Annotated in this window: 15 protein-coding genes, 2 tRNA genes and 2 rRNA genes (1 of these 19 running past the window's edge); 5 read left to right on the forward strand and 14 right to left on the reverse strand. The window is 60.8% G+C overall.

Features of this window, described 5'->3' with window-relative positions:
* The 4 genes from KJQ96_RS24045 to KJQ96_RS24060 form a co-directional block, all read right to left on the reverse strand.
* Positions 1 to 1,011, reverse strand: a 23S ribosomal RNA gene (locus KJQ96_RS24045) (it extends 1,833 nt beyond the left edge of the window).
* A 384-nt stretch (positions 1,012 to 1,395) separates the two neighbouring features.
* Positions 1,396 to 1,471: transfer RNA gene (locus KJQ96_RS24050), tRNA-Ala, on the reverse strand.
* A 112-nt stretch (positions 1,472 to 1,583) separates the two neighbouring features.
* A tRNA-Ile gene (locus KJQ96_RS24055) sits at positions 1,584 to 1,660 on the reverse strand.
* Positions 1,661 to 1,888: 228 nt separating this feature from the next.
* Positions 1,889 to 3,377, reverse strand: a 16S ribosomal RNA gene (locus KJQ96_RS24060).
* The 16S and 23S rRNA genes sit together here with 2 tRNA genes alongside, the layout of an rRNA operon.
* Positions 3,378 to 4,220: 843 nt before the next feature.
* On the opposite strand from KJQ96_RS24060, the gene KJQ96_RS24065 reads away from it, so the two are divergent.
* On the forward strand, positions 4,221 to 6,290 hold the full coding sequence (locus tag KJQ96_RS24065) for a M23 family metallopeptidase (protein WP_213288981.1): 2,070 nt from the start codon (positions 4,221 to 4,223) through the stop codon (positions 6,288 to 6,290).
* A gap of 57 nt (positions 6,291 to 6,347) precedes the next feature.
* Here KJQ96_RS24065 and KJQ96_RS24070 read toward each other — a convergent pair whose 3' ends face one another.
* Positions 6,348 to 6,758 carry a hypothetical protein gene (locus KJQ96_RS24070; protein ID WP_213288982.1) on the reverse strand — a complete coding sequence of 137 codons (411 nt, stop codon included), beginning with the start codon at positions 6,756 to 6,758 and terminating at the stop codon, positions 6,348 to 6,350.
* A 182-nt stretch (positions 6,759 to 6,940) separates the two neighbouring features.
* Between KJQ96_RS24070 and KJQ96_RS24075 the strand changes: the two genes are divergently transcribed.
* Both KJQ96_RS24075 and KJQ96_RS24080 read left to right on the forward strand, forming a co-directional pair.
* Entirely contained in the window at positions 6,941 to 7,300 is a 360-nt protein-coding gene (locus KJQ96_RS24075; RefSeq protein ID WP_213288983.1) for an SPW repeat protein, read from the forward strand.
* 77 nt (positions 7,301 to 7,377) lie between these two features.
* Positions 7,378 to 7,641 (forward strand): hypothetical protein, encoded by a 264-nt coding sequence (locus tag KJQ96_RS24080; RefSeq protein WP_213288984.1) that lies wholly within the window; start codon positions 7,378 to 7,380, stop codon positions 7,639 to 7,641.
* A 70-nt stretch (positions 7,642 to 7,711) separates the two neighbouring features.
* Here the strand turns inward: KJQ96_RS24080 and clpB are convergent, their stop codons facing one another.
* The gene (clpB, locus tag KJQ96_RS24085; RefSeq protein WP_213288985.1) at positions 7,712 to 10,351 is read right to left on the reverse strand and encodes an ATP-dependent chaperone ClpB; all 2,640 of its coding nucleotides are present in this window, start codon (positions 10,349 to 10,351) and stop codon (positions 7,712 to 7,714) included.
* 219 nt (positions 10,352 to 10,570) lie between these two features.
* Here clpB and KJQ96_RS24090 point away from each other — a divergent pair, with 219 nt between their 5' ends.
* Positions 10,571 to 11,356, forward strand: a complete 786-nt coding sequence (locus KJQ96_RS24090; RefSeq protein ID WP_213288986.1) for an MOSC domain-containing protein — start codon at positions 10,571 to 10,573, stop codon at positions 11,354 to 11,356.
* Positions 11,357 to 12,400: 1,044 nt separating this feature from the next.
* Here KJQ96_RS24090 and fsrB read toward each other — a convergent pair.
* The 8 genes from fsrB to KJQ96_RS24130 form a co-directional block, all read right to left on the reverse strand.
* Entirely contained in the window at positions 12,401 to 13,693 is a 1,293-nt protein-coding gene (fsrB, locus tag KJQ96_RS24095) for a siderophore utilization protein FsrB (RefSeq protein ID WP_213288987.1), read from the reverse strand.
* A gap of 99 nt (positions 13,694 to 13,792) precedes the next feature.
* A complete protein-coding gene (locus KJQ96_RS24100) occupies positions 13,793 to 16,033 on the reverse strand; it encodes a TonB-dependent siderophore receptor (protein ID WP_249734455.1) in 2,241 nt (746 codons plus the stop codon).
* A gap of 834 nt (positions 16,034 to 16,867) precedes the next feature.
* On the reverse strand, positions 16,868 to 17,059 hold the full coding sequence (locus tag KJQ96_RS24105; RefSeq protein WP_213288988.1) for a hypothetical protein: 192 nt from the start codon (positions 17,057 to 17,059) through the stop codon (positions 16,868 to 16,870).
* A gap of 217 nt (positions 17,060 to 17,276) precedes the next feature.
* A complete protein-coding gene (locus KJQ96_RS24110) occupies positions 17,277 to 17,555 on the reverse strand; it encodes a DUF1488 family protein (RefSeq protein WP_213288989.1) in 279 nt (92 codons plus the stop codon).
* Positions 17,556 to 17,859: 304 nt separating this feature from the next.
* Positions 17,860 to 18,156: a hypothetical protein gene (locus tag KJQ96_RS24115; protein WP_057842871.1), complete on the reverse strand. Its 297-nt coding sequence runs from the start codon at positions 18,154 to 18,156 to the stop codon at positions 17,860 to 17,862.
* Positions 18,149 to 18,418, reverse strand: a complete 270-nt coding sequence (locus KJQ96_RS24120) for a hypothetical protein (RefSeq protein ID WP_213288990.1) — start codon at positions 18,416 to 18,418, stop codon at positions 18,149 to 18,151. Before KJQ96_RS24120 ends, KJQ96_RS24115 begins: the two co-directional genes overlap by 8 nt.
* Before the next feature lie 124 nt (positions 18,419 to 18,542).
* A complete protein-coding gene (locus KJQ96_RS24125; RefSeq protein WP_213246851.1) occupies positions 18,543 to 18,746 on the reverse strand; it encodes a hypothetical protein in 204 nt (67 codons plus the stop codon).
* A 641-nt stretch (positions 18,747 to 19,387) separates the two neighbouring features.
* The gene (locus KJQ96_RS24130) at positions 19,388 to 20,254 is read right to left on the reverse strand and encodes a TIGR02594 family protein (protein ID WP_213288992.1); all 867 of its coding nucleotides are present in this window, start codon (positions 20,252 to 20,254) and stop codon (positions 19,388 to 19,390) included.
* A gap of 253 nt (positions 20,255 to 20,507) precedes the next feature.
* On the opposite strand from KJQ96_RS24130, the gene KJQ96_RS24135 reads away from it, so the two are divergent.
* Entirely contained in the window at positions 20,508 to 21,374 is an 867-nt protein-coding gene (locus KJQ96_RS24135) for an alpha/beta fold hydrolase (protein ID WP_213288993.1), read from the forward strand.
* Positions 21,375 to 21,431: the final 57 nt, after the last annotated feature.

A 21,431-nucleotide genomic window follows, 5' to 3' on the forward strand; every position in this document is an offset into this window, starting at 1 on the left:
TTGCTTTCGGGTATTCGGAGTTTGGTTGGGTTTGGTAAGACGGTAAGTCCCCCTAGCCCATCCAGTGCTCTACCCCCCGAAGCATTCATGCGAGGCGATACCTAAATATCTTTCGCGGAGAACCAGCTATTTCCCAGTTTGATTGGCCTTTCACCCCTAACCACAAGTCATCGGAGTCTTTTTCAACAGACACCCGTTCGGTCCTCCAGTGAGTGTTACCTCACCTTCAACCTGCTCATGGCTAGATCACTAGGTTTCGGGTCTAATACAACGAACTTGGCGCCCTATTCAGACTCGCTTTCGCTGCGCATACGCCTATCGGCTTAAGCTTGCTCGTTAAATTAAGTCGCTGGCCCATAATACAAAAGGTACGACGTCACCCAGAACGTATCTTGGGCTCCGTCTGTTTGTAGGTGTCCGGTTTCAGGTCTATTTCACTCCCCTCGTCGGGGTGCTTTTCACCTTTCCCTCACGGTACTGGTTCACTATCGGTCGCTGAGGAGTACTTAGGCTTGGAGGGTGGTCCCCCCATGTTCAGACAGGATTACACGTGTCCCGCCTTACTCAAGGATACATCATCGCATTACCCGTACGGGGCTATCACCCTCTGAGGCCCTGCTTTCCTGACAGGTTCCGGTTGTCTTTGATGTATCACTGGCCTGGTCCGCGTTCGCTCGCCACTACTAACGGAGTCTCGATTGATGTCCTTTCCTCCAGGTACTTAGATGTTTCAGTTCCCTGGGTTCGCTTAAAACCTCCTATGAATTCAGAGATTTCATACCTTCACTTGATAACTGGAAATCCAAAACCTCACGGCTTGGTCTCACACATTGCTGTACGAACCCCAAGATAGAGATCTTGGAGTTCCAGCTATCGAAGGTGGGTTTCCCCATTCGGAAATCCGTGGATCAAAGCTTCTTCGCAGCTCCCCACGGCTTATCGCAGCGTAGCACGTCCTTCATCGCCTCTCAGCGCCAAGGCATCCACCGAACACCCTTAAGGCACTTGATTGCTCTCATTATCAATGTCCACACACTCGGCAGAATGTTGTCTGCGCAACAGCCATTGAAGGCACGCATCCTCGATGAATGCGATTGCAACAGCCGGACACTGATTAGAAAGACCAGCTTGCTTCGTAAGATCGAACCGATAGCGAGGCGGTCAAGCTTCGCTACAAAGATCATTTACAACTCACACATCTTGCGATGAGCGAGCGCCGAAATGATCTGGAGATTAGGAATGAGAGCCCGCAAATTGCTTTGCAGATCCCAAACTCGGATCGATCTCCTCTTTACGATGTCAGATATCACGCATCACGCTATCCATCCGGACTGCGCATGCGAAGTGATGTTTCGCGGACGATTACTCGAGGCATTCCCGGTCTTCGATTTCATCTGGTGGAGCCAGACGGGATCGAACCGACGACCTCATGCTTGCAAAGCACGCGCTCTCCCAGCTGAGCTATGGCCCCGTACCAGAAGACGAATGCTCCCTTAGGCCCGTCGTCGCCCTTTGGGCTATGCCGGGCACGCTTCGCTTTGTCATGTCGCGTGGCTGCGCCACGCGTAGCCAACGGCGAAGCGTGGTGGGCCTGGGAAGACTTGAACTTCCGACCTCACGCTTATCAAGCGCGCGCTCTAACCAACTGAGCTACAAGCCCCTAACACGAAGGACTCAAGCTCGCGCGCAATCGGCTCACGCCAATGCATCGCACAAGCGCCAAACCTTCGCACAGCGCTAAGCCCCTGGCGCGTGTTCGTCCGCGAAGAAAGAGAAACGAAGACGGCGAAATCCCGCCAATGCAGCTCAACAATCCTGACGATTGTTGGCCACTGATGTTTCTAAAACGATCCGATAGATAGCAAGCTATCTGAAGGATCATCCTTAGAAAGGAGGTGATCCAGCCGCAGGTTCCCCTACGGCTACCTTGTTACGACTTCACCCCAGTCGCTGACCCTACCGTGGCCGGCTGCCCCCTTTCGGTTAGCGCACCGTCTTCAGGTAAAACCAACTCCCATGGTGTGACGGGCGGTGTGTACAAGGCCCGGGAACGTATTCACCGTGGCGTGCTGATCCACGATTACTAGCGATTCCAACTTCATGGGCTCGAGTTGCAGAGCCCAATCCGAACTGAGACGGCTTTTTGAGATTTGCGAAGGGTCACCCCTTAGCATCCCATTGTCACCGCCATTGTAGCACGTGTGTAGCCCAGCCCGTAAGGGCCATGAGGACTTGACGTCATCCCCACCTTCCTCGCGGCTTATCACCGGCAGTCTCCTTAGAGTGCTCAACTAAATGGTAGCAACTAAGGACGGGGGTTGCGCTCGTTGCGGGACTTAACCCAACATCTCACGACACGAGCTGACGACAGCCATGCAGCACCTGTCTCCGGTCCAGCCGAACTGAAGGACCCCGTCTCTGGGGCCCGCGACCGGGATGTCAAGGGCTGGTAAGGTTCTGCGCGTTGCGTCGAATTAAACCACATGCTCCACCGCTTGTGCGGGCCCCCGTCAATTCCTTTGAGTTTTAATCTTGCGACCGTACTCCCCAGGCGGAATGCTTAAAGCGTTAGCTGCGCCACTAGTGAGTAAACCCACTAACGGCTGGCATTCATCGTTTACGGCGTGGACTACCAGGGTATCTAATCCTGTTTGCTCCCCACGCTTTCGTGCCTCAGCGTCAGTATCGGGCCAGTGAGCCGCCTTCGCCACTGGTGTTCTTGCGAATATCTACGAATTTCACCTCTACACTCGCAGTTCCACTCACCTCTCCCGAACTCAAGATCTTCAGTATCAAAGGCAGTTCTGGAGTTGAGCTCCAGGATTTCACCCCTGACTTAAAGACCCGCCTACGCACCCTTTACGCCCAGTGATTCCGAGCAACGCTAGCCCCCTTCGTATTACCGCGGCTGCTGGCACGAAGTTAGCCGGGGCTTATTCTTGCGGTACCGTCATTATCTTCCCGCACAAAAGAGCTTTACAACCCTAGGGCCTTCATCACTCACGCGGCATGGCTGGATCAGGCTTGCGCCCATTGTCCAATATTCCCCACTGCTGCCTCCCGTAGGAGTTTGGGCCGTGTCTCAGTCCCAATGTGGCTGATCATCCTCTCAGACCAGCTACTGATCGTCGCCTTGGTGAGCCATTACCTCACCAACTAGCTAATCAGACGCGGGCCGATCTTTCGGCGATAAATCTTTCCCCGTAAGGGCTTATCCGGTATTAGCCCAAGTTTCCCTGGGTTGTTCCGAACCAAAAGGTACGTTCCCACGCGTTACTCACCCGTCTGCCGCTGACGTATTGCTACGCCCGCTCGACTTGCATGTGTTAAGCCTGCCGCCAGCGTTCGCTCTGAGCCAGGATCAAACTCTCAAGTTGGACTTGAAACCTTGAACCGGCTGATCACAACGTTTGACGAGGTCCCACCATTTTTATCGCCCGCGATTCACATCGCTGACGACGATGGTGTAACCTTTAAAACGTGTACCGCCGAAGTCTTTCGTCCAGCCTCAACACTTCAATACTTGCGTATTCAAGTGATCGAGACTCGCAAGGACTCCGCCGTCCACGTTTCTCTTTCTTCATCTTCACTTGTCAAACAGCCCGGGATCACGTGGGATCCCACCCTTCCATCTCTGGAAGGTTCCGTAGCCACCCATCCGACGACAAATAACAACCGACTTGTATCGGCTGTTGAGTCACTCATCGTAATGAGGAGCTTACGGGGCGCGAATAGATGCCTTGGCCTCGGGGCCAATGCATCGCCGCGCTCAGTGGCCGGGTTATAGGCCCGCCCGATCGGGGTTGTCAACGCCCTTCGTCAACAAATTGTCGCATCACGTCGAAGAATTTTGGGACGCCAAGAAGTCCCTATGTTTCGGGCCTTTGGCCGCACTTGAGCCACAATCCTGCGACGTTCTGACTATAAGGTAAGCATTGAATCGCCGGATGCCAGTGGGGGCTGCCCGGTGTGTTCATCTACCCGGGACAGGCGATCTCGAGGAACCCGTCGCCTTTCCCACGCGGCCAGGAAACTTCGAGAGATCTGCTGACCATTGACGTTCGAGACTGCGGCCGGTCTTCTTCTGGCCTCTGATTCCCGAATTTCCATGCGTGCGGCAACGCCATGCTCCGGAATCGCTCCCCTCAAAAGGGCAGAAACGTGGGGTCTGGATCGGGCGAGGTCTTGTCGATGTCGATGGAATTTGGGGGGACACAGGGTTGAGCCAGAAGGCGCCACGCGGAAGCGGCTATGGACGCGAGATCGGGATCATTGATCTCGGTCACGAGCCGCCACTTTCCGTGGATGGCTCCGAAGCCGCGGTGATCGACCGCCGCCGTGTCTCTGTACAATGGTTCAGCGGCACTATCCTGACCGGTCTGTGCGGCGCAGCCCTCATCGGCGGCGCCGTTTTTGCGTCCCTCGACGGCGAAATGACCTTTGCCAAGGTGCCCGAGCGCGTCGAAGGCGCGTTGCGCGGGGCGTTCGGCGCCAATGACCGCACCGCCACCCTGCACAAGAGCGACCGCCTGCCGCCGCCCGGCGAATCCACCGCCTCGCGCAATGTGATGCGGGTATCGACGGTTACCCGGGTCGGGAACCGCGACGTGATGCGGGTGCGGCCATTCGTTCGCATCTCCGGCAATCTATCAATGACGACGAGCGATCTCGCCGCCAAGATCCCGCCGTTCAACGCGCAGCGCATGCTCACCGATGTCGGCAGCCCGACCCAGCCGGCTTCCGAGGATCCGAACAATCCCGAGGCGGTTGAACCCGACGCCGAGGTTTCCTTCGTGACCAAGGATCTGGCAACGGTGCTGCCGAAGGCGAAAGTCTCCGCCGTGGTCGCGCTGGACGAAGTCCTGATGCGGGTGCGGGATGCCGCGAACTGGCGCGGCTCTGGCGGCGTCCGCTACACGGCGCTTGCCAATGCCGCCGCCGACACCAGCGGCGTGCAGTCCGATCTCAAGCTCGCCTATGCCACCGAGGGCAACGTCTCCGATCCCTATGCCGGCTTTGAAACCCGCATCGTGCCGGAAAATATCACCCTGCTGCCGAAGACCAAGGACCAGATCACCGGCGGCAACCCCACCGGCGAGCGCGTTCACATCGTGAGGAAGGGCGACAGCGTCGCTTCGATCCTGCGCGACCAGGGCGCGACGCCCGATGAAGCCAGGGCGATCGCGTTGACCCTTGGCGCCCGTGGCCGCGACGGCGGCCTGAAGGAAGGCCAGAAGCTGCGCATCCTGATGGCGCCCTCGGGCCTCGGGCCCGCCGCCCGGCTGCAGCCCTATCGCGTGATCGTCGCCAACGACACCACCGTCGAAGCCGTGGCCGCGCTGTCGGACGTCGGCAAATATGTCGCGGTCGACGTGCAGAGCATGAATACCGTCGCTGAAGCCCCCGCCGGCAAAGATGACGACGATGACGACGAGGATGATGGCAGCGGCGTCCGCCTCTACCAGAGCATCTACGAGACCGCCATGCGCAACAAGGTGCCGGCCGCGGTGATCGAGGACATGGTCCGCATCTATTCCTACGATGTCGATTTCCAGCGCAAGGTGCAGCCGGGCGACTCCTTCGATGTGTTCTTCGCCGGCGACGACGAAGCCACCCCCAGCACCGAAAAGACCGAGGTGCTGTTCGCTTCCCTCACCGTCGGTGGCGAGACCAAAAAATACTATCGCTTTCAGACCCCCGACGATTCCGTCGTCGATTTTTACGACGAGACCGGCAAGAGCGCGAAGAAGTTCCTGGTCCGCAAACCCGTCAACAACGCCATCATGCGGTCGGGCTTCGGCGGCCGCCGCCACCCGATCCTGGGCTTTACCAAGATGCACACCGGCGTGGACTGGGCGACGCCCTACGGCACGCCGATCTTCGCCTCCGGCAACGGCGTGGTCGAGAAGGTCGGCTGGGAAGGCGGCTACGGCAAATACGTTCGCCTGAAACACAACAACGGCTACGAGACCGCCTACGGCCACATGTCGGCGTTCGCCAAGGGCATGGAGCCCGGCAAGCGCGTGCGCCAGGGCCAGGTGATCGGATTCGTCGGATCGACGGGCATGTCGACCGGCGCCCATGTCCACTACGAAATTCTCGTCAACGGCCGCTTCGTCGACCCGATGCGTGTCAAGCTGCCGCGCGGCCGCTCGCTCGAAGGCTCAATGCTGGCGAGCTTCGAGAAGGAACGCGACCGCCTCGACGCCCAGATGAGCAACCGCGGCAACTCGGCGCGGGTTTCGGAAGCCACCGGCACCACGCCGCAGACCCGCCAGGTCAGCCGCTGACGCTGCTCGTCCAGATTGACGCTAGCAGGGAAAGCCCCGCCCCGAGAGGCAACCTATCTACGGCGCCGCGTGAGCGCTGATCAGGAAGACGATTCCGATCGCCGTAAGTCCGAAGGCAACGGCGGCCAGCGGCAGCAGCATGTCGATTGCCGCGTGCGTACCATGGATCTTGCTGTCCCAGACCGCGAAGTCGCCAACCCTCCAATCATGAAACGAGGTCTCGTCGGAGTGCGGTTTATGTGGCTTCGCGTGCCGCTTCCAGACCAGCGACAGCGACCAGGGAAGCAGGACGGCAACCAGCAACAATACGCTGACCATGGCCAGCAGAAGTCCGATGTCGCTCTGGCGGTCGAACAATATCCAGGCCGCTGCCGCAAACCACGCCACAAGCCCGACCGCGGCCCCATAGATACTGGGGTGGATCTGATCGAAGACGGGTTTGTTGTGTAGGACTATTTCTTTCGTCATCGGAGGGAACCTTGTCTCGGGTTAGCCGATGGCTCCCGGCAGTAGCCGACGCCGATCACCTGCAAGGGCAATCGAAGCGCCGTCCGGCGGTTTCATTAATTTGCGTTCAGCCGCGGCCCCGATGGAACCTGAACGGCCGGTATCCAGTTGACTAACTGGCAAAATCTTCAATGGAGGATGCCATGGAGAATTGGAGCAACGCAAAATGGTGCGACGTCGCGAACCTGGTCCTCGGCGCGATACTGTTCTTTTCGCCGTGGATGTTCGGCTTTGACGCCGGAACGGTTTCCAACAACGCCTATGTCACAGGCCTCGTAATCGCGATCCTTGCGATAGCGGCGCTGGCAGCGTTCGCGGTGTGGGAGGAATGGCTGAACCTGATCGTCGGACTGTGGGCGCTGGTATCGCCTTGGGTACTGGGCTTCCAGGGAACCACGGCGATGACGGTGCACGTGTTGATCGGCGCTGCCGTGGCGGTGCTGGCGGCGATCGAAATCTGGATCATGACGCAAAATCCGCCGCGGCTTACTACGGGCCGCTGAGGCACCTTGCTCGCGTACCGCCCGCCGCATGCTGGCGGCGGGCGGTTGTTGGTGCGACGTGAAGGGGATGAGCAGCAATGAACCGCATTACCCGGGACGACGTCATCAAAGCAGTCAGCGGGGCTGACGAAGTCACGATCGCCCAGATCATCGGAACCGGCGCCACAGTAGATGAGCTGGCGGAGGCTCAAGCCTGGATGGCCAACGACGAGCCGATGCTGAATGCGGGCCGGCCGCTGGCGACCGGCCGGGTCCGCGAACTCGTGGATATACTGACGGAGCTCGAGCCCGAGGACGATGATCCCGGTCAGCCGGGGCCTGCCGTCAGTTCAACGGAATGACATAGCCACAGGCTCCTTAGCCAAAGCCCCGAACATTGCGTGTTCGGGGCTTTTGCGTTGGTGGGGCGCCTCAATTCAGTTTGCGCTTCGGCACCGGCGCTTCGAACTGGGCGATCTCGGCGGTCTGCGCAGACTTGCCGTTGAAGGTCAGCACGTTGCCTTCGCTCGAGATCACGACGCGGTCGCCGTCGGCGATCTCGCCGGCGAGGATCATCTCGGCCAACGGGTCCTGCAGGTTGCGCTGGATCACCCGCTTCAGCGGGCGGGCGCCGTAGGCCGGATCCCAGCCCTTGGCGGCCAGCCAGTCGCGCGCCGCGGCATCCAGCGTCAGCGCGATCTTGCGATCCTCCAGCAGCCTCTGCAGGCGAGCGAACTGGATCTCGACGATCCGGCCCATCTCGCTCTTCTGCAAGCGGTGGAACAGGATGATCTCGTCGACGCGGTTGAGGAATTCGGGCCGGAAATGCGCCCGCACCATCCCCATCACCTGTTCGCGCACGGCAAACGTGTCCTCGCCCTCCGGCTGGTTCACCAGGAATTCCGAACCGAGGTTCGAAGTCATGATGATTAGCGTGTTGCGGAAGTCGACGGTGCGGCCCTGGCCGTCGGTCAGCCGGCCGTCGTCGAGCACCTGCAGCAGCACGTTGAAGACGTCGGGATGCGCTTTTTCGATCTCGTCGAACAGCACCACCTGATAGGGCCGCCGCCGCACCGCTTCAGTGAGCGCGCCGCCCTCGTCATAGCCGACATAGCCGGGAGGCGCGCCGATCAGCCGCGACACCGAGTGCTTTTCCATATACTCGGACATGTCGAGGCGGACCATCGCGGTCTCGTCGTTGAACAGGTACTCCGCCAGCGCCTTCGTCAGTTCGGTCTTGCCGACGCCGGTCGGGCCCAAGAACATGAACGAGCCCATCGGACGGTTCGGGTCCTGCAGGCCGGCGCGCGATCGGCGCACGGCAGTTGCCACCGCACGCACGGCTTCGGCCTGGCCGACCACGCGCTTGCCGAGGCTATCCTCCATCTTCAGGAGCTTGTCCCTTTCGCCTTCTAGCATCTTGTCGACGGGAACGCCGGTCCAGCGCGACACCACCTGCGCGATGTGATTGGCGGTTACCGCCTCCTCCATCATCTCGCCCACGTCTTCCTTGGCTTCGATTTCGGCGAGCTTCTTTTCGATTTCGGGAATTCGGCCATAGGCGAGCTCACCCGCACGCTGGAATTCGCCGCGGCGCTGGGCATTGGCAAGTTCGATGCGCAAGGTGTCGAGTTCGCTCTTCAGCTTCTGCGCGTTCGACAGCTTATTCTTCTCCGCACTCCATCGCGAAGTCAGGTCGGCCGATAGCTTCTCGAGTTCAGCCAGTTCCTTTTCCAGTGTCTGCAGGCGGGTTTTCGAGCCGAGATCGGTTTCCTTCTTAAGGGCCTCCTGCTCGATCTTCAGCCGGATGATTTCCCGGTCCATCAAATCGAGCTCTTCCGGCTTGGAATCGACCTGCATCTTCAGCCGCGCCGAGGCTTCGTCCACGAGGTCAATGGCCTTGTCGGGCAGGAAACGATCGGTGATGTAGCGGTTCGACAATGTGGTCGCGGCGACAAGCGCGGAATCGGTGATGCGAACGCCGTGGTGCTGCTCGTATTTGTCCTTCAGCCCGCGCAGGATCGAAATCGTATCCTCGACCGTGGGCTCGGAGACGAAGATCGGCTGGAAGCGCCGCGCCAGGGCCGCGTCCTTCTCGACATGCTTGCGATATTCGTCGAGCGTGGTCGCGCCGATGCAGTGCAGCTCGCCGCGCGCCAATGCCGGCTTCAACAGGTTGGACGCATCCATCGCGCCCTCCGCCTTGCCGGCGCCGACCAGCGTATGCATCTCGTCGATAAACAGGACGATTGAGCCCTCTGCCGCGGTGACTTCCTGCAGGACGGCCTTCAGCCGCTCCTCGAACTCGCCGCGATACTTGGCGCCCGCAATCAGCGCCCCCATGTCGAGCACCAGCAGCTTCTTGTCTTTCAGGCTCTCCGGCACGTCGCCGTTGAGGATGCGCAGCGCCAGGCCTTCGACGATCGCGGTCTTGCCGACGCCGGGTTCGCCGATCAGCACCGGATTGTTCTTGGTGCGGCGGGAAAGCACCTGGATGGTGCGGCGGATTTCCTCGTCCCGGCCAATGACCGGGTCGAGCTTGCCGTCGCGCGCGGCTTGCGTGAGGTCGCGGGCATATTTCTTCAGCGCGTCATAGGCGTTTTCGGCCGATGCACTATCGGCTGTACGGCCCTTGCGCAGCGATTCGATTGCCGCATTGAGGTTTTGCGGCGTGACGCCGCCCTTGCTCAGAATGGTACCGGCCTCGCCGCTCTTCTCGAGCGTCAGCCCCAGCAGCAGCCGCTCGACCGTGACAAAGCTGTCGCCGGCCTTCTCGGCGGCCTTTTCCGCCGCGTCGAAGGCGCGCGCCATATCTGGGGCAAGATAGATCTGCCCGGCGCCGCTGCCCGAAACCTTCGGCAGCTTCTTCAGCGCGTCCTCGGTGGCCTTGAGGATGGCGCGGGAATTACCGCCAGCGCGGTCGATCAGCCCGCCGGCAAGCCCCTCGCTGTCGTCCAGCAGCACCTTGAGCACATGCAGCGTCGAGAACTGCTGGTGCCCGTCGCGCATGGCGAGCGATTGCGCAGACTGGATGAAGCCGCGCGCCCGCTCGGTGTATTTTTCAATATTCATCTTTTGCTTCCCTCGGCATGCCGCTCCCACCCCTGAGGCATGATTGCGGCATCTTCATTGGGTATTCGCGGACCGCGTTGACATTCCTCAACCGGCCGCGATCGTCGCCCGCTTTTCAGGCTTGCCTCGAATGTGGGCATCGCGGGGAAAAACGGAAGAGGCCCACTCACAAATTCGGGAACAGTTGGCGAAAGCCAAAGGAATCTCTTAATAAGCCGCATGGACGCTACCTCCCCCGCCCGGATCGCCGGGATTTACCGTTACCCCGTCAAAGGCCTGACCCCGGAGCAGCTCGACCGCGCCGAGCTCAAGCCCGGGCAAACCCTGTTGGCTGACCGCCGCTACGCCATCGAGAACGGCCCCTCCGGTTTCGATCCGGCGGCGCCGAAATGGCTGCCGAAGCCGCACTTCCTGATGCTGATGCGGGATGAGTGGCTGGCCGGCCTGCACACTCATTTCGACGACGCGAGCAACGTCCTCTCGATCCGCCGGAACGCCCAAATTGCGGCCCAGGGCAATTTGGCGACCGCCGAAGGCCGGCGGACAATCGAAAACTTCTTTGCCACCGCCTTTGCCGGCCAGATCAAGGGCCCGCCAAAGGTCCTGGAAAGCCCCGGTCACAGTTTTTCGGATGTCGCCCGCAAGGTCGTTTCGATCATCAATCTCGCCAGCGTCCGCGCCATCGAAGACATCGTCGGCGCCCCCGTTCATCCGCTTCGCTTCCGCGCCAATCTCTATGTCGAGGGCTGGCCGGCCTGGCACGAATTCGACCTGCTCGACCGGACGCTTGCTATCGGCGATATCAGGCTGAAGGTGGTGAAACGCATCGTCCGCTGCGCCGCCGTCAATGTCGATCCCGATACGGCCGAGCGCGATCTTGCGATTCCTCCGGCGCTGCAGCGCCAGCTCGGCCACGGCGATTGCGGGATCTATACCGAGGTGATCACCGGCGGCAGCATCAGCACTGGCGATGCGATCGCGGCGGAGCAGGCCGACTCGTTGTGATTCGCCTCGCCGTTCCTCGCAATGACGGGGAGAGATAGCAGCGCACACTCGACTGTCATCCCCGCGAAGGCGGGGATCCAGTACGCCGCGGCTTATCGGTTCAATCACTGCTGTCTCTGGGATACTGGGTCACCCGCCTTCGCGGGTGACGACAACGGGATATGGGGCAGCGTTCTCGCGACGCATTGCGCCCGAGGTTTGCATCTTCATTTCCCACTCTCTCATTCAGAGGGCGCAGGGAAGACCGGATGCTGGCTGCACCCGCGGTCTCGTGTGCTGCTTGCGCTAAAGGAAATGCACACGAGCATACAGGTACAGCGGGAGCATCCCGGCCTTCCCTGCGCAATGGCTTTACGGCTTACTTCGTGCTCTTCCCGGAGAACGGCTCTTTTGCCTCCGTCGCCCCTGAGAAGCTTCGCTTCTTAAGGACTTAACGCCAGCACCGCGGCGCCCGAACCACACGACTTCGCCGTACGCGTCCGGCGCGCAACGTCTATCGCGCTTTCCGCGTCCATCGCATCTCTCCGCACGTTCGTGACGATCGCGAGCGCCCCTCAATGGGTGAGACGGGCGGAGTTATGCAGATGATTTGCCCGCCTTGTTAAGCGGAATATTTTTGATTCCTGGGCTTGACATGATTTCGGAAAATCAGAAGTGATTTGCTCGTCGTGCCATCGTGTCGCAGCCGCAGCACGAAATTGCGCTTGCGTGCGCGGCAAATTAGTTCGTCGTCCTGGGCAAGCGAGCAACGCGAGCGCGACCCGGGACCCATACGCCGCGGCGTAAATTATTTCGCGCGCGGGTAGCCGGCTTTCGTCAACAACGCAAACCTGTGGTTATGGGTCCCTGCGCCGAGTGCGCGATTGCGCATGAAGGCGGGAACGACGCGCATCAGAGAAGTGCGATCGCCGACAGATGGTGGGCACGGCGCAGCGCGCTTTTGCCCACCCTACGGGGCTGGATCATCCGCCTTGGCGGACAACGACAACCGGATCGCAACTCGATTGCAAGAAGCCGATTTGAGGCCCGACAAGCTCGATAGAGCTATTCCGCCGGCGCAAGCTGGCCCCTGCTCGAGCGTGCTGCAGCGGTTTCGCGCACCCGGACACGGGCACGGCGCTTGCGCCACCAGATCACGACGCCGGTCACCGACAGCGCTGCAACCACCAACCCCATCACCGAGATCAGGATGCGGCCGGGCAGCCCGAGGATACGGCCGGAATGCAGCGGGAATTGCGCCTGCACGAAGATATCGGCGGCGGTGCCGACCCACGGTAGTCGCTCGCCGATCGGGCCTCCGTCCTCGCTATCGTAATAAAGCTGCGCCGGCCCGACACCGCCGGCGCCATGATCGTCGCCGGGGTGGAAGAAGGCCGCAGCATACACGCCGTGGGCCGGGCCATAGTTGATCGAACCGACCGGCGTGGTCCATCCCCGGCTCTTGCCGTCGGCCGCGGCCCGCGCGGCGATATCGGCATACGTGACCTTGGGTTCGATCGGATCGTCGAGATGCCGATACGGACGCTGCTCATACGGCGTCGGGGTGTAGTTCGATACCGTCTTCATCAGCGGCGAGAACACCTCGAAATACAGGTTGAGCGAGAACGCCGTGAAGGCGATGATGAACAGCAGCGCCCAGGTCCACAGGCTGAAAGCGCGGTGGATATCGAAATTGATTCGATAGCCACTGCCCGAGGTCTTGATCTTCCAGGCCGGTGCCCAGCGCGCCCAGAAGCCACGGCCGAGTTCGCGCGCAACGGCAGGCGCCCGTTCTGCCCTGGCGCGGCGACGGGATGGCAGGGTGAGATAGAAACCGACAAAGCAATCGATGGTCCAGATGATCGCGATGACGCCGAGCACGCGCATCCCCCAGCGATCGCTGCCCCAGAATTCCGGGATGTGCATGGTGTAGTGCAGCTTGTAGAGGAACGAGACAAAGTTGGCACGCGTCACCGGCCACACCGCGCCCCAGTAGCGCCGCCCGAGCTCGGCGCCGGTGTTGGGATCGAGGAATATCTGATTGTAATCTAGATTAAATCGCTTGCCGGTGGCGGGATCGATCCGCGGCAGCACGAAGAACCACAGCGAATGGTCTTTCTCCGGAGTCATGAACATGTGGACCACGCGCGCACGCGGATCGCGTTGCTCGATCAGCTTGACAAGTTCGACGGAAGGAATCGCGGGACCGCTGCTGGTCACATCGAACAGATGCGCGTTCAAGAGGTCGTCGATCTCGTGATCCCACGAGATGATCGCGCCGGTGACGCCGGAAAAAAACAGAAAGCCGGCGGTGAGTAGGCCGGCCCAGCGATGCAGTCGCCCGAAGATCGATTTCATGGCTTCGCCCGTGCTGTTGGTGCCTCAATTAACAAACATCATCACCGCCGGTCGATTGACCGGCGGTGATGGTATCGGTTGCAGCATGTCGCAGCCGACCTACCATCGATAGGTCAGCTTGGCGATTGCCTTGCGGCCTTCGGCATAGAAGCAGCTCGTGTAGCCGTAGCAGGCCGCGACATAGCGGGTGTCGGCGATGTTGGTGACGTTCAGCGCCAGGCGATAGTTGTCTTTGGTGTAGGCCAGCAGCGCGTCGACCGCGGTCGAGGCTGGCACCTTGAAGGTGTTAGCATCGTCGCCGAAGGTCGAGCCGACATAACGGACGCCGCCACCGACCTGGACGCCGGCGAGCGGCCCGCTCTGCAGCGTGTAGTCGGTCCACAGCGCAAACCGGTTGAGCGGCACGGTGGTCGGCGCCTTGCCGACGTTTACGGGGTCCTCCGTGACCACGGCATCGATGTAGGAATAGGCGCCACGGACGTTGAAACCTTCCACCAGCGTGGCGGTGCCTTCGAGTTCGACGCCGCGCGATTTCACCTGTCCGGTCTGCTCGGCAAAAATTGACGCAGGTACGAAGGTGACGACGTTGGATCGCGTCAGATCGAACGCCGCCAGAGTGATCAGCGCATCGATTCCGACCGGCTGGTACTTCACGCCGACTTCATACTGGACGCCGGTTTCTGGCTTCAGCAGCTCGCGGGCGGCGTTGGTGTTGAGCACCGGCAAGAATGATTCGGCATAGCTGAAATACGGCGCGATGCCGTTGTCGAAATTGTACATCACGGCCGCACGGCTTGTGAATGCCGAAGCATCGGTCGTGGCGAAAAACTTGTTGAAGCGGTCGTCGAGATCAGTCGTCGCGAAATCCTGCCGACCGCCCAGCAGGAACGAGAGCCGGCCGAGCTTGATCTGGTCCTGCGCGTAGAACCCGATCTGCGTCTGCTTGACCGCCTTGTCGTCGTACAGGCCGTCATTGGTCCATGTGTTGGTATAGACAGGCGCAAACACGTTGATCTTGCCGGTGCTGTAACCTGAAGCGGCGTCCCGGAACGAGGTGTTGCGGTAGTCGATGCCGAACAACGTGGTGTGGCTCAAGATGCCGGTGACGAACTTGCCCTGGAGCTGGTTATCGACAGCGAAGGAGTTGATGGTCGAGGCACCGCCTGCGCCATAGCGCGACATCAGTCCTGCGGCTTCGTCGGCCGGCGAGGCGTAGCCCAGGCCGTAGAAGCTCTGCTGTTCGTTGTGCATCCACGCATAACGCAGGTTCTGCCGGAACGTGAGGGCCTCGTTGATGTCGTGCGACAGCAGGTATCCGGCCGTGGCCAGTTCGGTATCGAACCGGTTGAAATTGGGTTCGCCGCCGAAAAACGTGTTCCGGATGAAGCGGCCGCTATTGGCAAACGCCGTGCCCGACGCCGGCAGGAATTGCAGGCCCCAACCCGCGGTATCCTTTTGATAGTTGGCCAGCAGCGTGATGGTGGTCTCCTCGTTCGGCTTGATCGTCACGGAGGGCGCGATGAAGACGCGGTTGTCCTTGGTGAAATCGACCTGGGTTTCACCGTCGCGGACGACACCGGTCAGGCGCCACAACACCGTGCCTTCCTTGTTCGCGGGGCCGCCGACGTCAAATTGGCCCTGGTAGCGATTGAAGCTGCCGCCCGAGACGGAGACCTCACCGAACTGGTGGGCCGTGGGCAGCTTGCTGACATAGTTGAGAATGCCGCCGGTGCCGCTGCCGCCGTACATCACCGAGGACGGCCCCTTCAGCACTTCGAGACGTTCGGCGCCGTAGGGCTCGAGGCCGAGGAAGTGCACGTATTGGCTGCTGGGCAGCCGCAGGCCGTCGAGATAGAGGCCCGGCATGGTCATGTCGAAGCCGCGGATCTGCAGTCCGCCGAAACGCGTGTCGGAACCGCCGTTGACGTCGCCGCTGACGCCGGCCGTGTATCGCAGCGCCGCTCCGACCGATTCGGCCCCCTGGTTTTTGACCTGGTCGGTGGTGACGACGGAGATCGACTGCGGGGTTTCGATGATCGGCGTGTCGGTCTTGGTCGCGGTGCCGGTGCGGGTTGCGACAAAGCCGCGCACGGGACCGTTGGCGCGTTCGCCGGCACCTGGGCCCGATGAAGGCACAGCCGGTGCCGCCTGCGGATTGGCGGCGGCGCGAGTGACGCGCGTAGCGCGCGTAGTCGCAGCACGGCGGGAGGGTTGGGCCGCGGCCGGACGCGCGCGCTGCTGCGGTGCATCCACGGTGACCGGCGGCAGTGACGACTGCGCCAGCGCAGCGCCGGTCGGCAGGAAGAGCGTGAAATTGCTGACTGCCCCGAGGCAGATCATTCGCATCAGTTGAAGTCGAGTGGCGGAAAACGAATGAAATGCTGTCAGTGTCACCCTTAAGATACCCCGAAGTCTGCCGGCTTGGCCGGTAGGATTTTTGATGCCTCGCTCTAACGCAGACATCTTCGGAGTTCGATGGGTGGTTGCTAGAATTGCTCCAGATTGCGCGATGAAGCTCCAGTTTGCCGATGGCAGCCGTGGGAGAAACTTGCGATCGCGTCGTCTTCAATCGTGACGTGCATCAGCGTCGCGCCGACGCACAGGTCGCCTCGGACTGGATTTCAGATTCCAAGCGCGAGGAGGCCAGTACAAACCACAATCAAACCGACGACGATAACAGCAAGAAAACTGGATGAAGCAAAATCTTCGCGCATGACGACACCTACCGCCTCAGGCAAATCTCTCGTGAGCCTGAACCTCTTGCCCCAGGGAGCCTCACATAGCCTCCGGTTGTTTGGGGAGAGCCATCAAACCACGGGTTTGTTTCAGGGTGTCTTCGTTGGACTGGGAAAACGACTTCGTCGGAAGGTCCTGCTGTTACGTCCCAGAGTTCCCACGAAACGTCCTCACGAAACTGAGAAGCCAGTGCGGCATAGGGATGGGCCGCGCCGACCATAACTCCACGCAACCAGGGCCGGGTTTCCGACAAAGCCAACGGGTCGCGCGAACGCGCGCCCGATGACAGGCTCCGCGTGCCCACCACCACGAAGCGCGCTCGACGGTAGAGGGTGGGCACGGCGCACGCGTTTTGCCCTCCCTACCGTTTAGCCGCGCCTCAGTTCGTCGGCATAACGTAGGCATAGGGACGGCCGCGCGAGACTGGGGCCGAAGTCCCTAAAACGCCGCCCGTTCGCCGGCCATCGCACGCTCGATCGCGTCTATCAACACCTGGAGCTCAACGAATTTCAGCCGCGCGCGCTCCGCCTTGTCGCGATCGAACGGCGCGGCGAGCACCTTTGCGTGTGCATCGCGATCCTCAATCATGCGGTCCCGAGCCTTCTTCAAAATCTCATGGCGTTCGTTCATCTGTTCACTACCTCTATCGTGCCGAAATCCCTCAGGCGAAGCGGACTACCAATTGATGATCACGGCGCCGGCAATGACCAGCCCCACACACCCGCAAAAGGATGGGTGGGACAAGCCACGCGCTGAGAGCGATTTTTTTGGGATCGGGCATATACTCACCTGTTCAGTTCAGGCGGGACATGCCGTCGCATTTCTCTTCGATTCAGGCCTGCTCGATCTATGCGCGAAAATCGATGCCGCGCAAAATAATGCCTGGGGGATTGCCTTCAAACTCTCCAGCGAGAAATTTCCGGGAAGCGCATTGTTCGATCCGATCCCGCAGCCGCACGAATTGTCGTTCGCGCTGGTCCGCCGCTGTACGCGAGACATGTTCGAGATCGTCCATCGCTGCGGCACTGATGGCGCACGGTATCACCCTGGCACCGTCCATCATCGAGAACAGGACCACCATGCGATTGAATTCATAACCACCGATGTCGCCGCGCACGAGTGTCATTGATCCATCTCCGGCTGGTAAAGACCGTGCCGCCAGCTCTCAGCTCGTCATTTCTTTCGAACGGGTTGAGGATCGATCTCCGCAATCCTGCGCAGGCATTCGGCTTCCGATTCGTGCGGGCCAGAGACAAATGTTCCGCTGACCTTGGTGGAGTACCATCCGGACACGACACCGAGGCGGAGCGATTCTTCAGCCTTGACGTGACGGGGCGAGAGATTTTGCATTCGGTGCTTTCAGTTGCGCATTCGAGGTAATTCGAGTGCGTGGCAAGAAGCTCGACGGCCGAGCCGGAATATTCGTCACGTCAGCTTTCACCAGCGAGGCGGGTGAGGTCGGCCAGTACGGTGGCCACGAGGTCGCGGTGATGCGTGTCGGTCGGCGCCAAATCCGCCGCATAGAGATTCAGGACGTACCGCGCCTTCGCGACCGCTTCCGGCCACGACTCAGCCGGGACGGTCAGGAGCTGTAGCTCGAGGGCGGCCTGGCGGTCCCGCTGCAGCTTTGCGTTAGCCTCGACGTCGGCGAGCGCGCGGCGGATATCGGTCGCCTTTTGCGCCGCCATGCCCCGGTGCTTGTCGAGATCGACCGGGGTTTCACTCACGAGATGCGATCATGTCGTCGCGCTGCGCATCGGAAAGATCGACCGAGCTGATCGAGATCATTTCCGTCGAAGCTTGGTGCGGCGCCGCGCCGGGAACCATGATCATGGTGGCGACGCGGCGGAAGCTCTGAAATGAAAGTCCTTCGATCATTTCCTCGTCGGTGATGACCTCATAAGCACCAGGCGGCAACAGCCGGCCGACCCCCTTGAGATGGAACGGACGCTTGAAATGAATCATTTCCCGTCGCGAGCGCATGGTCATGTATCGACCGTGCGCCCTTTCCCCGCAAATAGCTATCGATTTCTCGAACAAAGCGGCATTCGTCCAGGTTAGGGCAACCCGCGCCAGCCGCTGAACCGGGGACTAATACGGCCCCACATCGCAATTACGAGAACAATCGATCGGTCGCCTTGTCGAGCCGCTTCGCCGAACCGCTCGCGTCATTTAGATGACCAACCAATTCACCGGATAGCCGGTAGATGTTCTTGCCCTTGAGGTCAAAGAGCTTCTTGCCGCTAAGGTCGAAAATTTCGGGACCGACCACCACAGCGACGCGGGTTCCCTTACTGTTGAATATGTTGCCGTTCATGAGCGGCCTCCTTGTTGACAGTCAGCAGCGCTGAACGCTGCGCCCATTCGGTGTCGGTAGCGAGATAAAATCGACCGCATCGCAGCCAGCGCCTTTACTGGGGCGGCTTCAGCGGGCTGCCCAACCACCCCCGCGCTTCGGCATTAATCGGATCCGCAGGCGCCTGCGCTTCCTGGATCAGCCCGCATTTCCCGCATCGCAAGGTCCACTGCTCGAAACCAGGCCTTCCGGATACAACACGTAACACTTCCATGTCGGCTCGGCACATCGGACAGCGGGGTCGCACGGTTTGGCGAGGCGATAGCTTGTTGGTGAGTTGAGCGTCGGGCATCAGCCCCTCCCTTTGTGAGGCGGGAGCACAACACTCTCAGTCACCGATGGAAGCCAAAGACAGAGCGGCGATGGCAAAAGCCTACGCCTAAATGGCACCGGGCGCATGTAAAATGTGTACGCACTGCGGGAACTCGGGTACCGAAGACAGAATGCCGCAGACCGGAGATCACGAGCGGCCCCGAAGCGCAAGGCGCCGGCAGCGACACATCTACCTTCCCGCGCTTCACCTGCCTTCACGCATCAGCGTGAAGGCAGCCTCGCCCGCAAAGAAGGGGGAGAGGAGAAGAAGCGCAGCGACACAATCCGCCTCAGCTCGTCGGCATAACGTAGGCGTAGATGCGGCCGCGCGAGACCGGCATCTCGCGGACGCGGTTGCCGCTGTTGCCGGAGATCATGATCGGGTTGCCCTTGGCGTCGATGCCGGTGATGATGCCGACATGGCCGCCGCGGCGGCCGCGCGACATCACCGCAATGGCGCCGACCTGCGGGCCGGAAATGCGCTGGCCGTATTTCGCGAACGAGCTCGCCATGTCCGAGCCGGTGCCGCGATAGCCCGAATGCTGTAGCACCATGTTCATGAACCGCGCGCACCATAGCCTGCCGCGCCCCGTCGGGTTGCCGCCGAGATATTTCCGTGCTTCGGCGACGACGTTCGAGGATGTGTAGCCTGAGGCCATCGCGCCGCTGTTCGGCGGTACCGTTGAATTGGATTCGACGCTCGTTCCCGGCGTGACGCTAGCGTTGGCATCGGCAAGGCCGCGCGTGTGCATCTGCGTGACCGCGCGCTCCCAGCGCGATGTGTGCGCGGCGTGCCGGAGCCGGGCACGACGGCCGGCGCGATCGGCGCGCGCTGCCTTGACTGTGTTGGACGAGACGAAACCGCCGTGTGTCGCCACCTCGGCGCTGCTTCCCAGGAAACTCGGGTTATTCTCGGCAAAGCCGCCTGCCTGCATTTGTGCAGCCCTGTGCTTCCAGCGCGACATCCTGAGAGCATGGCGATGGTGGCGATATGCATAATGCTTGACGTGATGGCCGGCGTGATAGGCGCGAGCGTGTCGCCCTGCGCCGTGATGTGGTCTTGCTGAAGCCGGAGAGACAAATACGAAGATGGAAGCCGAACACAGTGCCAGCGCAATGAAACGAAGCGACCGGCGAAACGCAAACAACTGACTCATACTTGAACCTCTAACACTCCCACACTTTGCGTTCGTCTACGAACGAACGCGGCCGGCGTTTTGCGTTTGGCGATGTGACGAGAGGAAGATTTTGTGTGGCGGAGAGGAAACAATTTCGGGGTGATTCCACGACGATTCGATGGCGAAAATGAGCCTTTCCTGCCGCATTGCAGCCCCGAGAATTAATTGCAATTTTGTGGGTTAGCTGCGCAAGGAAGTTACGAAACAACGAGAAAATCGAGAGGAATCCGAAATGCCCTATGCCGTCGCCAAGGATCGCGTGCGTCTCTATTTCGAGGAGGCCGGAAGCGGGACGCCGATCATCTTCCTGCACGAGTTCGCGGCCGACCACACCAATTGGGAGCCGCAGATGCGTTACTTCTCGCGCGGCCATCGCTGCATTGCCTATTCGGCGCGCGGCTATACGCCTTCCGACGTGCCGCCCTCGGCCGAGGTCTACACCTACGAGTATTTCTACACCGACGCGCTCGCCGTGCTCGATCACCTCGGCATTGCCAAAGCGCATTTCGTCGGCCTGTCGATGGGCTCCTATTCCTCGCTGCAGGTCGGCCTCAATGCGCCGGAGCGCGCGCTGTCGATGACGCTCGCCGCCGTCGGCGCCGGCTCGTCACTCGAACAGCTCGACGCCTTCCGCGCGCAATGCGTCGCCAATGCCGAGCAATATGAGGCGATCGGATCGGTTGAAGTCGCCAAGGTGACGCGTGAGGCGCCGAGCCGGATTCCGTTTTTGCTGAAGGACCCGCGCGGCCACGCCGATTTCTACGCCGCGCTGGCGCGGCATGATGCCAGGGGCTCGGCCAACACCATGCGCAGCTTTCAGGGCAAGCGACCGTCGATCTACACCATGACGGATGCGATCCGACGCGTGCCGACGCCGGCGCTGATCCTGTGCGGCGACGAGGACGACAATTGTACTGAACCGAGTCTGTTCCTGAAGCGGCATTTGCCGGCCGCGGGGCTTTCGTTCTTCCCGAAATCAGGCCACGTGCTCAATCTGGAAGAGCCGGCGCTGTTCAACGAGATGGTGGAGCGGTTCATCGCGCTGGCGGAAGCCGGGCGATGGCCGGCGCGGGATCCGAGGTCGATGGTTGCGGTTTAGGCCGTCATTCCGGGGCGATGCGCAGCATCGAACTATGGTGCGCAATTGCGCACCTGA

Source organism: Bradyrhizobium sp. sGM-13 (assembly GCF_018398875.1).
Taxonomy (GTDB): Bacteria; Pseudomonadota; Alphaproteobacteria; order Rhizobiales; family Xanthobacteraceae; genus Bradyrhizobium.

Bases quoted from the DNA above. Each gene is read 5' to 3' on its own strand.
- KJQ96_RS24105 (WP_213288988.1), bottom strand. From the start codon at position 17,059: ATGAACGAACGCCATGAGATTTTGAAGAAGGCTCGGGACCGCATGATT.
- KJQ96_RS24110 (WP_213288989.1), bottom strand. From the start codon at position 17,555: ATGACACTCGTGCGCGGCGACATCGGTGGTTATGAATTCAATCGCATG.
- KJQ96_RS24075 (WP_213288983.1), top strand. From the start codon at position 6,941: ATGGAGAATTGGAGCAACGCAAAATGGTGCGACGTCGCGAACCTGGTC.
- KJQ96_RS24100 (WP_249734455.1), bottom strand. From the start codon at position 16,033: ATGATCTGCCTCGGGGCAGTCAGCAATTTCACGCTCTTCCTGCCGACC.
- KJQ96_RS24080 (WP_213288984.1), top strand. From the start codon at position 7,378: ATGAACCGCATTACCCGGGACGACGTCATCAAAGCAGTCAGCGGGGCT.
- KJQ96_RS24070 (WP_213288982.1), bottom strand. From the start codon at position 6,758: ATGACGAAAGAAATAGTCCTACACAACAAACCCGTCTTCGATCAGATC.
- KJQ96_RS24125 (WP_213246851.1), bottom strand. From the start codon at position 18,746: ATGAACGGCAACATATTCAACAGTAAGGGAACCCGCGTCGCTGTGGTG.
- clpB (WP_213288985.1), bottom strand. From the start codon at position 10,351: ATGAATATTGAAAAATACACCGAGCGGGCGCGCGGCTTCATCCAGTCT.
- fsrB (WP_213288987.1), bottom strand. From the start codon at position 13,693: ATGAAATCGATCTTCGGGCGACTGCATCGCTGGGCCGGCCTACTCACC.
- KJQ96_RS24130 (WP_213288992.1), bottom strand. From the start codon at position 20,254: ATGAGTCAGTTGTTTGCGTTTCGCCGGTCGCTTCGTTTCATTGCGCTG.
- KJQ96_RS24090 (WP_213288986.1), top strand. From the start codon at position 10,571: ATGGACGCTACCTCCCCCGCCCGGATCGCCGGGATTTACCGTTACCCC.
- KJQ96_RS24120 (WP_213288990.1), bottom strand. From the start codon at position 18,418: ATGACCATGCGCTCGCGACGGGAAATGATTCATTTCAAGCGTCCGTTC.
- KJQ96_RS24135 (WP_213288993.1), top strand. From the start codon at position 20,508: ATGCCCTATGCCGTCGCCAAGGATCGCGTGCGTCTCTATTTCGAGGAG.